Below are 9,904 nucleotides of genomic sequence, written 5' to 3' on the forward strand. Positions count from 1 at the left end.
GTCGAGGCGATGCGGTCGGCCAGCCGGGTCGCCCGCCGCGCCTCGGCGTCCAGCCGGCGGGCCAGGCTGCCCAGCCGCTCGCTCTGCAGGTCGGGCCGGCCGCATTGGCCGATGATGGTGCGATAGGCCGCCTGGGCCCGGCGCAGCTTGGACGACAGTCCCTGCGCCTGGGCCGCGGTCTGCGTCGCCTGGTCGATCGGGGCGCGGGCGGTACCGGCGCCGGCATCGCGCTCGATCCGGTCGATCCGTGCCCGCACCCGGCCCAGGTCGCTCTCCGCCGTGGTGGCCAGCACATGCGCCTCGGCCTCGGTCTGGGCGCAGCTTTGCGACCGGCTGGGCTTGGCCGGCTCCTCGAACTGGCGGCGGATGCTGCTGAAGAAGTCGTCCAGCCCGTCCGCGCGCGCCGGTCCGGGCGCGGCGGCGAGGACCAGCGCGGCGGCGACAGCGAGGTTAAGGGCGATCCTCATGCGAACTCTTGCTCTTGCGCGTCAGCAGGCGATAGGCCGCCGCGGCGCCGACCAGCGTCGCGACGACGATGAGTATGATCAGCACCGGCGCCGCATCTTCAATCCCGAAGATTCGGTTCAGGGCCTCGCCGGCGAACCAGCCGATCCCGACCCACACCGGCGCCCAGACGATCGCCGAGGCGACATTGGCGACCTGGAAAGGCAGGTGCCGCATCCCCATCATGCCGGCGACCAGGGGGATCACGGCGCGGACCGGGCCCAGGAACCGGCCGATGAAGACGCTGAGCCCACCCCAGCGCCGGAAGAAGTCGCGGCCGGTGCGCAGCATCTGCGGGTGCCGGGTGAACGGCCAGATCCGCTCCACCCGATGCTCCAGCCACACCCCGATCCAGTACGAGACGGCGTCGCCCAGGATGGCGCCGGCGATGGCCCAGGGAATGACGTCCCAGGGGCTCAACGTGCCCGCCTGGATCAGCGTGCCGGCTGCGATCAGCACGGCCGTGGCCGGCAGCAGCAGGCTCAGCACGGCGAAGGATTCACCGAAGGCGAAGACCAGGATGATCGGTCCGGCCCAGCCGCCATGAGCGCCGATGAAGGCGATCGTCTGGTCGATGAAGCCCTGCACCCGCCGAAACTCTCCTGATCCTCGCGGCCGCGGCCGGTATCGGCGGCAAAAGCGGCGATCAGAGGGCGAGGATGCGGTCCGGCGCGTCGGAGAAGACGCCGGCGACGCCGAGATCGAACAGGACCTTGGCCCGCGCGGCGTCGTTCACCGTGTAGGCCAGCACCGGCCGGCCGGTAGCGCGATACTCGGCGATGGTCTCCGGCGTTTCCTTCTCCTGGCTGACATTGATCGTGGCCGCCCCGATCGCATCGGCATTGGCGGCCCAGACCGCCGGCCGCTCCCAGATCAGGTAGCCGCGCGGCCAGTCGGGCGCGACCTCGCGGGCCTTCATCAGGCTCTCGATGGCGAAGCTGGAGACCAGCGGCTTCGGCTGGTCGGCGGGCCACAGTCTCTGGGCCGCGGCCAGCGCCACCTCGGCGGTCTCGACCTCGCGGCCGGGGCAGGGCTTGATCTCGATGTTGATCGCCAGGCCCAGCTCCAGCGCCAGGGTCAGCACCTCGTCCAGGGTCGGCACCCGCTCGCCGCGGAACTCGGGCGCGAACTTCCGGCCGGCGTCCAGCATCCGCACCGCGGCGAAATCGGCATTGGCGACGGCGCCGCTGCCGTCGGTGGTGCGGTCCAGCGCGTCGTCATGGATCACCACCGGCACCCGGTTGCGGGTCAGCTTGACGTCGAACTCGACCATCTGCACGCCCAGGGCCGCCGCCTTGCGGAACGAGGCCAGAGTGTTCTCCGGCGCGTGGGCCGCGGCGCCGCGATGGCCGATGACTCGGGGCAGGGTCAGGGTCATGGGGCTGTCTCCGGGGGACGTCGGGGCAGTGCGGAAAGCGGGTTTTCGGCTTGGTCGGGAACGGTCCGGCTCAGGCGCCCGGACGGAAAGGACCGGCAGCTCGTCAGGACAATCTCCCCTCCAGGTGCCATCCTCGCCGAGCCGGCGTCAAGTGGGGGACGCCCGGCCGCGACTCCCCTTGGCCCGACATCCGTGCTAGACGGGCGCCGATTCGAGAGATCCGGACGAGACCCATGGGATTCAATTGCGGCATCGTCGGCTTGCCCAATGTCGGCAAGTCGACGCTGTTCAACGCGCTGACCTCCACCCAGGCAGCGGAAGCGGCGAACTATCCGTTCTGCACGATCGAGCCGAACACCGGCCGGGTCGGCGTGCCCGACCCGCGGCTGGACAGGCTGGCGGCGATCGCGGGTTCGGCCAAGATCATCCCGACCCAGTTCGAGTTCGTCGACATCGCCGGGCTGGTCCGCGGCGCGTCGAAGGGCGAAGGACTGGGCAACCAGTTCCTGGCGAACATCCGCGAGACCGACGCGGTGCTGCACGTGCTGCGCTGCTTCGAGGGCGATGTCACCCATGTCGAGGGATCGGTCGATCCGGTGCGTGATGCCGAGACGGTCGAGACCGAGCTGATGCTGGCCGACATGGACGGGCTGGAACGGCGGGTGCAGTCCGCGGCGAAGCGGGCCAAGGGCGGCGACAAGGACGCCAAAACCGAGATCGAGCTGATGGAACGGGCGCTGGCGGTGCTGCGCGAGGGCAAGCCGGCCCGCACCGTCGCGCTGTCGCCGGACGAGCGCGAGCCGTTCCGGCGCCTGGCGCTCCTGACCTCCAAGCCCGTGCTCTATGTCTGCAACGTGTCCGAGGACGAGGCCGCGACCGGCAACGCCCATTCCGCCCGGGTCGAGGCCATGGCCAAGGCCCAGGGCGCAGAGGCGGTGGTGATCTCGGCCGCGATCGAGGCCGAGCTGGCGCAGCTCTCGCCCGAGGAGAAGCAGGAGTTCCTGGCCTCGATCGGGCTGGAGGAGCCGGGGCTGAACAAGGTGATCCGCGCCGGCTACAGGCTGCTCGGCCTGCTCACCTTCTTCACCGTCGGGCCGAAGGAGGCGCGGGCCTGGACCGTCAATGTCGGCGCCACCGCGCCGGAGGCGGCGGGGGTGATCCACACCGACTTCCAGCGCGGCTTCATCAAGGCCGAGACCATCGACTACGACAGCTATGTCGCGCTCGGCGGCGAGCAGGGGGCCAAGGACGCCGGCAAGATGCGGCAGGAAGGCAAGGAGTACGTCGTCCGCGACGGCGATATCTTCCACTTCCGATTTAACGTGTGAGGTCCGGGAGGCGGCCGTGGCGACCGCCTCCGGAGCTTACCCCGCCGTGCAGCTGGTGCTGGGGGCGCCGGCGATGCGGCTGTAGGTCGCCTGGCCGCCCTTGTCCCAGAACTCCGCGCCATAGGGGTTGGTGTAGCGCGCGCCGCTGCCGGAGATCGCGCGCTGCAGCGTCACCGTGTTGCCGCCGTCGGCCAGCACCAGCGCGTCGCCCGTGAAGCCGGCGGACAGGCTGGTGCCGTCGGTGCAGCGATAGCTGACGGTCTTGCTGGCGACGGCTTCGGTCTTCGCGGTCGGGTTCGGGGTGTCATCGCCGCAGGCGGCCAGCGCCGCAAGGGCCAGCGCGCAGGGGATCAGGATCAGGCGGCGGGTCATTCTCGGTCTCCGATTCAGGGCCCGGGCCGGGTCCCGGGCAGATAGTCGCCCCTCAGCAACGCCGCAGCCGGCCATTTGTTTCGCGACCGGGGCGAAGCGGCTCCAAGCTTGTCGGACAAATTTCCCATCCGGCCTCTTCCCGCCGGCGGTCCAGGCCCCACATCTTCATCAAAGGATGCGGAGGAGTCGCCGATGCGAAGCCCGGCCCCAGCCCTGCTCGCCCTGTCCCTGCTCGTCGCCGGCCCGTTCACCGCCCCGCCGGCTGCGGCGCAGGATGTCGCGCCGGGGACCCGGTTCCAGGTCCGGCCCGACGCGCTGCCCAAGCCCTACGCCACCGACGCCGTGGCCAACAGCTCCGAGAGTGTCGCCCGCACCGATGCGATGCGGCCGCGGGTGCCGAAGGGCATGACGGCGACGCTGTTCGCCACCGGCCTGTCCGGCCCGCGCCAGATCCTGGTGCTGCCGGACCGCTCGATCCTGGTGTCGGAGCCGTCGGCCGGCCGGATCAGCCGGCTGGTCGCGCCCAACCCGCCGGCCCGGGCCCGGGCCATGCCGTTCCTGACCGGGCTGGACGAGCCCTACGGCATGACGCTGCGGCGCGACGCGCTCTACATCGCCGATCTGGACGGGCTGTGGCGCGTGCCCTATGCCGCCGGCGACGCCAAGGCGCAGGCCAAGCCACAGCGGATCACGCCGGAGGGCGCCTTCGACGGCGGCAACGGCCATCACAGCCGCAACGTGATCTGGGACCCGGCCTCGGACCGCTTCTTCGTGTCTATCGGCAGCCGCGGCAACATCGCGGAGGAGACGGCGCCGCGGGCCACCATCCAGGTCTTCGCCGCCGATGGGTCGGGCGGCCGCACCTACGCCTCCGGCCTGCGCAACCCGATCGGGCTGGCGCTGCAGCCGGGCACCGGCAGGCTCTACACCGTGGTCAATGAGCGCGACGGCCTGGGCAACGGGCTGGTGCCGGACTACCTGACCGCGGTGCGGGAGAACGGCTTCTACGGCTGGCCCTATTCCTACCTCGGCCAGAACCCGCAGCCCGACCTCGCGGACAAGCAGCCGGACCTGGTGAAGGCGGCGATCGTGCCGGACCTGCTGTTCGAATCCCATTCGGCACCGCTCGACCTCGTCTTCTACAACGGCTCGATGTTTCCCGACTGGCGCGGCGACGCGCTGGTGACGCTGCACGGCTCATGGAACCGCGCCGATCCGATCGGCTACATGGTGGTGCGCGTGCCGTTCCGGGACGGCAAGCCCCAGGGCGGCTATGAGGCGCTGGCCACCGGCTTCCGGGTCAACAAGGGCGACGGCGCGGCCCAGGTCTGGGGCCGCCCGGCCGGCATCGCGGTGCTGCCGGACGGGTCGATCCTGGTCTCCGACGACGAGGGCGGCACCCTCTGGCGCATCGCCAAGGCGGCCGACTGAACAGGCCGGGTCAGACGACGGTGACGAGATCGCTGTAGCGTGCCAGCGCGCCGTCATGCGTCAACAGCCGCAACGGCTCGGTGACGGCCTGGGCGATCAACATGCGGTCGAACGGGTCGCGATGGTGATGGGGCAGGTCATGCACGGCCCGGACGTGATCCCAGCTCACCGTCAGCGGCTCGAATCCGGCCTCCCCCAGCTGTGGCATGAACTCGGTCATGTCGATCTGCAGTTTGCCCAGCGCGGCCTTGATGCTGATTTCCCAGATCGAGACCGCGCTGACGTGGACCGCCGATGCCTCCTCGATCATCCGACGTGCCACGGCGGACAGCATCGGGTCGTCACCCATCACCCAAATCAGGATGTTGGTGTCGAGCAGCAGCCTCACATCGAGGATTCGCCCTCGAACGCGTCGAGGACAGCGTCGGGCAGCGGGGCATCGAAATCGGGCTCGATACGGATCTTGCCCTTCATCAGGCCGAACCGGATCTTGGCCGGCTTGCCATCGTCCAGCGGCACGAGCTTGGCCAGCGGCGTGCCGGACTTGGCGATGACGAAGCTCTCGCCCTTGCTCGCTCGGTCGACGATCTGCGAGAGCTGGGTTTTGGCCTCGTAGATGTTGATCTGTTTCATCACTCGACCAGGGTTGGTAAAGTCAGGATGAACTTCAGACCACTTTGGTCAAGTGGCGTCCGCGGCCGGCAGGCCGAAGATCAGGCAGGTGGTGCTGGCATGGGCCAGGACGCGGTCGCGGCCGTCGACCAGCGTCGCCTCGGCCACCGCGGTCTGCCGGCCGGCATGGATCACCCGGCCGATGGCCTGCACCGGGCCGGCGCCGGCGACCACGGCCCGAACATAGTTCACCTTGATCTCGAGCGTGGTGTAGCCGCGGCCGGCCGGCAGGGTGGTATGCACGGCGCAACCCATCACCGTGTCCAGCACGGTGGCGATCACCCCGCCATGCATCGACCCGATCGGGTTGTAATGCGACTCGTCCGGCTCCAGGGTCAGCACCACGCGGCCGTCGCCGATCTCGGTCAGGGTGAAGCCGACCAGATCGGCGATCGGCGGCGGCGGCAGGCGGCCATCGGCCAGCGCCTGCAGGAAATCGCGGCCGCTCATGCCGCGCCCGGCGGCGGCCAGGGCTCTCGGATCCTGCCAGCGGACCACGCGTTCCCGCAGCACCGGTTCGGTCGAGTCCATCAGCCGCTCCTTCCCCTGAGGTCGCTTCGGCTTGCACCGATACAGACAGGTCTGTAGCGTCGTCAAGCCGGAACCGGGAGGCGTATATGGCGGCGGAGGCAGCGGCAGGGCAGGCGGGCGGCGGATCGGCCGGCGGCGTGCGCGAGACCATCCTGGCGACGGCGATGGAGCTGTTCTATCGCGAGGGCGTGCGCGCGGTCGGCGTCGACACCGTCGTCGCCGCCTCGGGCGTCGCCAAGACCAGCCTGTACCGCTGGTTCCCGTCGAAGGACCATCTGATCGCCGCGGTGGTGGCCGAGCAGGACCGCCTGTTCTGGGAGTGGTGGGGCCGGGTCGAAGCGCGCCATCCCGGCGCCCCGCGCGAGCAGCTGCGGGCGCTGCTGGCCGGGGTGGTGAAGCGGCTGCGCCACCCCGCCTTCCGCGGCTGCCCCTTCCTCAACCTGGCGGCGGAGCTCCCGGATGCCGACCATCCCGGGCGCCGGATCTGCCGGGACAATAAGCGCGAACTGCGGTGCCGGCTGGCCGCCCTGGCCGAATCCTTCGGTGCGCGCGAGCCGCAGCGCCTGGCCGATCAGCTGGGCCTGCTGATCAACGGCGCCAATGCCGGCTGGCAGGTGATGGGGGAGGAGGGCGGCCAGGACGAGCTGATCGCCGCCGCCGAGGTGCTGGTCGAGGCGCAACTGCGGCCGGGCTGAGCCGACCGTTCAGCATCGCTTCGATATATGGGAAGATCGGTTGACAAGCATTGGGATGCAGGCCGAATGTAAGTTGTGTTTCTCGATATAAGACAATTTTTAAATATGGTCTCTCCGCCTCCACGCTCTTCGGGCCGCTGCTAGATGGTCGCACGGATCGCCACGGTCGCATTCCAGGGGATCGAGACCGCGCCGGTCGATGTCCAGGTGCAGGTCTCCGGCGGCTTCTCCGGCATCACCCTGGTCGGCTTGCCGGACAAGGCGGTGGCGGAAAGCCGGGAGCGGGTGCGGGCGGCGCTGCACGCCCTCGGCCTGGCCCTGCCGCCGCGGCGCATCACCGTCAACCTGGCGCCGGCCGACATGCTGAAGGAGGGCAGCCATTTCGACCTGCCGATCGCGCTCGGCCTGCTCACCGCGTTGGACGTGCTGCCGGTGCAGGAGGTCGGGCAGTACATGGCGCTGGGCGAGCTGGCGCTGGACGGGGCGCTGACCCCCGTCGCCGGGGTGCTGCCGGCGGCACTGGGCGCGGCGGAGCGCGGGCTGGGCCTGATCTGCCCCGCCGCCTCGGGGCCAGAGGCCGCCTGGGCCGCCGATGCCGAAGGCCGGATCGACGTGCTGGCGGCGCCGACGCTACTGGCCCTGGTCAACCACTTCAAGGGCACCCAGGTGCTGGCCCAGCCGCAGCCGCTGCTGGCCGCGGCGGACGGGCCGTGCCTCGACCTGCGAGACGTCAAGGGGCAGGAGACGGCGAAGCGGGCGCTGGAGATCGCAGCGGCCGGCAACCATAACCTTCTGATGATCGGCCCGCCCGGCTCCGGCAAGTCGATGCTGGCGGCGCGGCTGCCCGGCCTGCTGCCGCCGCTGTCGCCGGCCGAGGCGCTCGAGGTGTCGATGATCCATTCGGTCGCCGGCCTGCTGGAGGGCGGGCGGCTGATGCGCCGGCGGCCGTTCCGCGACCCGCACCACTCCGCCTCCCTCCCGGCGCTGGTCGGCGGCGGGCTGCGGGTGCGGCCGGGCGAGATCTCGCTGGCCCATCGCGGCGTGCTGTTCCTCGACGAGCTGCCGGAATTCGCCCGCGCCACCCTCGAATCGCTGCGCCAGCCGATGGAGACCGGCCGGGCGGTGATCGCGCGGGCCAACTCGCACATCACCTACCCGGCCCGGGTGCTGCTGGTGGCGGCGATGAACCCCTGCCGCTGCGGCCATCTCGGCGACCCGGCGCTCGGCTGCGGGCGGGCACCGCGCTGCGGCCAGGACTACCAGTCGCGCCTGTCCGGCCCGCTGCTCGACCGCATCGACCTGCATGTCGACGTGCCGCCGGTCTCTGCCGCCGATCTGTCGCTGCCGCCGCCGGCGGAGGGCACGGCCGAGGTGGCGGCCCGGATCGCGGCGGCGCGCGAGATCCAGGCGCAGCGCTATGCCGGGGACGGCATCGCCACCAATGCCGAAGCCGACGGCGCGGTGCTGGAACGGGTGGCGGCGCCCGATTCGGCCGGCGCCACGCTGCTGACCCAGGCGGCGGAGCGGCTGCGCCTGTCCGCCCGCGGCTATCACCGGATGCTGCGCGTCGCCCGAACCCTGGCGGACCTGTCCGGTTCGGAGACCGTCGGCCGGAGCCAGATCGCCGAGGCACTCTCCTATCGTCGGCTGGCCGTCGCCGGATAGGTAATAACAGAGCGAGGCGGGGCCAGGATTCCGGCAATCGAGGCCGCCGGGAATCCATAAGATGATAATCAAATAATGCGGCCCGGTCCGGCAAAACAGCATCGGCTGCAGTCGAAGCGGCTTGGCCGGCGGCGGGAATTTTGTGATCCTGGCCGGGTTCGCTTCCTGCTGAAGCGATCGCCTTCACCCGAGTCCGAGGGAGGGAGACCGCCGATGCGATCGATTCTAGCGATCTCTGTCGCGTTGCTGGCCAGCGCCTGCGTGCCGCAGCAGCGCCCGAAGCCGTTCGTCGTGGTGGAGACCTTCAACGAGCGCGGCGCTGCGGGGGCGCAGGCCGTCGCCGACCGGTATTGCGGCAAGGCCGGCCGGACGGCGCTCGCCGCCAACCGGCAGTGGAACTATATCGGCTTCCAATGCGTCCAGCCGGGCGGCACGCTGGTGGCGCAGACGCCGATTCCGCCTCGCTGAGATCCGAAAGCCAGGCCCGAACAGTAGAGGAGCCGCACGGCGGCGGCTCCTCGTTGTGCTCTGTCGTCCGCAGGCTCACCCGACGATGCCGGGTTGCCATTCCGACGGAGGTCGCCGCAAGGGCGTTGCGGCTGGCCAATACGCGTTACCGGCTGTGCCGACCACGTGGGAAAAGGATGCGCCCCCGGAACGATCGGATCAAGGGGGTCGTCGTGCGGCGCAGCAAAGGCCAGAAGGGCTGTCGCGTCTGCCGGCTCAGGCGGTCTGGGTGGCCTGCGCGACCTGGGTCATGAACTTCTCCGGTGCCCGCTCGGCCAGCAACGGCGCGGCCTTGGCCATCGCCTCCAGCAGCGGGTCCAGCCAGGCCTCGTCGGCCTTGGCGAAGTCGCCCAGCACCCAGCCATGCACCCGGTCCTTGTGGCCGGGATGGCCGATGCCGATGCGGACGCGCCAGAACTCCGGCCCGATATGGGCGTCGAGCGAGCGCAGCCCGTTATGCCCCGCGGTGCCGCCGCCCTTCTTGACCCGGACCTTGCCGGCGGCGAGGTCGAGCTCGTCATGAAACACGACGACGTCCGCAGGCGTGAGCTTGAAGAAGCGCATCGCCTCGCCGACCGACCGGCCGCTCTCGTTCATATAGGTGGTGGGCTCCAGCGCCAGCACGCGCTCGGTGCCGATCCGGCCGTCCGCCAGCCGGCCCTGGAACTTCAGCTTCCAGGGCGAAAAGGAATGGCGCTCGACGATGTCGTCGAGCGCCATGAACCCGACATTGTGCCGGTGATACGCATATTGCGCGCCGGGATTGCCGAGGCCGACGAACAGCAGCATCGCGCTCTCCCAGCTCGGCCCGGGCCTTGATC

Annotated in this window: 13 protein-coding genes; 5 read left to right on the top strand and 8 right to left on the bottom strand. The window is 70.4% G+C overall.

The features are described from left to right. The 3 genes from P409_RS16345 to P409_RS16355 form a co-directional block, all read right to left on the bottom strand. Positions 1 to 467 (bottom strand): hypothetical protein (locus P409_RS16345; RefSeq protein ID WP_034839339.1); only part of this gene is annotated, 467 nt, incomplete at its 3' end. Next, positions 451 to 1,092: a DedA family protein gene (locus P409_RS16350; protein WP_034839342.1), complete on the bottom strand. Its 642-nt coding sequence runs from the start codon at positions 1,090 to 1,092 to the stop codon at positions 451 to 453. The genes P409_RS16350 and P409_RS16345, both read right to left, overlap by 17 nt. 58 nt (positions 1,093 to 1,150) lie before the next feature. Next, on the bottom strand, positions 1,151 to 1,882 hold the full coding sequence (locus P409_RS16355) for a glycerophosphodiester phosphodiesterase family protein (protein ID WP_034839344.1): 732 nt from the start codon (positions 1,880 to 1,882) through the stop codon (positions 1,151 to 1,153). Between the two features lie 233 nt (positions 1,883 to 2,115). Between P409_RS16355 and ychF the strand changes: the two genes are divergently transcribed. Beyond that, positions 2,116 to 3,210 (top strand): redox-regulated ATPase YchF, encoded by a 1,095-nt coding sequence (gene ychF / locus P409_RS16360; protein ID WP_034839348.1) that lies wholly within the window; start codon positions 2,116 to 2,118, stop codon positions 3,208 to 3,210. Positions 3,211 to 3,246: 36 nt separating this feature from the next. On the opposite strand, the gene P409_RS16365 is transcribed toward ychF, so the two are convergent. Continuing rightward, positions 3,247 to 3,582, bottom strand: coding sequence for an MliC family protein (locus P409_RS16365; protein ID WP_034839352.1), 336 nt, complete (start codon positions 3,580 to 3,582; stop codon positions 3,247 to 3,249). A 192-nt stretch (positions 3,583 to 3,774) separates the two neighbouring features. Between P409_RS16365 and P409_RS16370 the strand changes: the two genes are divergently transcribed. Further along, positions 3,775 to 5,013, top strand: coding sequence for a PQQ-dependent sugar dehydrogenase (locus tag P409_RS16370; RefSeq protein WP_034839357.1), 1,239 nt, complete (start codon positions 3,775 to 3,777; stop codon positions 5,011 to 5,013). Between the two features lie 10 nt (positions 5,014 to 5,023). On the opposite strand, the gene P409_RS16375 is transcribed toward P409_RS16370, so the two are convergent. From P409_RS16375 to P409_RS16385, 3 genes are read right to left on the bottom strand one after another with little or no spacing between them, the layout of a single operon-like run. Then, positions 5,024 to 5,401 (bottom strand): type II toxin-antitoxin system VapC family toxin, encoded by a 378-nt coding sequence (locus P409_RS16375; RefSeq protein WP_034839360.1) that lies wholly within the window; start codon positions 5,399 to 5,401, stop codon positions 5,024 to 5,026. Next, positions 5,398 to 5,646: a type II toxin-antitoxin system Phd/YefM family antitoxin gene (locus P409_RS16380; RefSeq protein WP_034839365.1), complete on the bottom strand. Its 249-nt coding sequence runs from the start codon at positions 5,644 to 5,646 to the stop codon at positions 5,398 to 5,400. The genes P409_RS16375 and P409_RS16380 overlap by 4 nt, the downstream gene beginning before the upstream one ends. Before the next feature lie 48 nt (positions 5,647 to 5,694). Then, positions 5,695 to 6,216: a PaaI family thioesterase gene (locus P409_RS16385; RefSeq protein WP_034839370.1), complete on the bottom strand. Its 522-nt coding sequence runs from the start codon at positions 6,214 to 6,216 to the stop codon at positions 5,695 to 5,697. Between the two features lie 86 nt (positions 6,217 to 6,302). On the opposite strand from P409_RS16385, the gene P409_RS16390 reads away from it, so the two are divergent. The 3 genes from P409_RS16390 (at position 6,303) to P409_RS16400 (ending at position 9,044) form a co-directional block, all read left to right on the top strand. Further along, complete coding sequence (locus P409_RS16390; protein ID WP_052120763.1) at positions 6,303 to 6,911, top strand: TetR/AcrR family transcriptional regulator; 609 nt, start codon at positions 6,303 to 6,305, stop codon at positions 6,909 to 6,911. Between the two features lie 144 nt (positions 6,912 to 7,055). Further along, a complete protein-coding gene (locus P409_RS16395) occupies positions 7,056 to 8,576 on the top strand; it encodes a YifB family Mg chelatase-like AAA ATPase (RefSeq protein WP_034839374.1) in 1,521 nt (506 codons plus the stop codon). Positions 8,577 to 8,789: 213 nt separating this feature from the next. After that, positions 8,790 to 9,044 (top strand): hypothetical protein, encoded by a 255-nt coding sequence (locus P409_RS16400; RefSeq protein WP_152613414.1) that lies wholly within the window; start codon positions 8,790 to 8,792, stop codon positions 9,042 to 9,044. Between the two features lie 255 nt (positions 9,045 to 9,299). On the opposite strand, the gene pth is transcribed toward P409_RS16400, so the two are convergent. Then, positions 9,300 to 9,904 (bottom strand): aminoacyl-tRNA hydrolase (gene pth / locus P409_RS16405; protein WP_343285510.1); only part of this gene is annotated, 605 nt, incomplete at its 5' end.

This window comes from Inquilinus limosus MP06 (assembly GCF_000767795.1).
GTDB classification, from domain to species: Bacteria; Pseudomonadota; Alphaproteobacteria; order DSM-16000; family Inquilinaceae; genus Inquilinus; species Inquilinus limosus_E.

Excerpts from the sequence above, each read along its gene's own strand:
- ychF (WP_034839348.1), top strand. The coding sequence starts at position 2,116 with ATGGGATTCAATTGCGGCATCGTCGGCTTGCCCAATGTCGGCAAGTCG.
- P409_RS16385 (WP_034839370.1), bottom strand. The coding sequence starts at position 6,216 with ATGGACTCGACCGAACCGGTGCTGCGGGAACGCGTGGTCCGCTGGCAG.
- P409_RS16400 (WP_152613414.1), top strand. The coding sequence starts at position 8,790 with ATGCGATCGATTCTAGCGATCTCTGTCGCGTTGCTGGCCAGCGCCTGC.
- P409_RS16395 (WP_034839374.1), top strand. The coding sequence starts at position 7,056 with ATGGTCGCACGGATCGCCACGGTCGCATTCCAGGGGATCGAGACCGCG.
- P409_RS16370 (WP_034839357.1), top strand. The coding sequence starts at position 3,775 with ATGCGAAGCCCGGCCCCAGCCCTGCTCGCCCTGTCCCTGCTCGTCGCC.
- P409_RS16390 (WP_052120763.1), top strand. The coding sequence starts at position 6,303 with ATGGCGGCGGAGGCAGCGGCAGGGCAGGCGGGCGGCGGATCGGCCGGC.
- P409_RS16365 (WP_034839352.1), bottom strand. The coding sequence starts at position 3,582 with ATGACCCGCCGCCTGATCCTGATCCCCTGCGCGCTGGCCCTTGCGGCG.
- P409_RS16380 (WP_034839365.1), bottom strand. The coding sequence starts at position 5,646 with ATGAAACAGATCAACATCTACGAGGCCAAAACCCAGCTCTCGCAGATC.
- P409_RS16355 (WP_034839344.1), bottom strand. The coding sequence starts at position 1,882 with ATGACCCTGACCCTGCCCCGAGTCATCGGCCATCGCGGCGCCGCGGCC.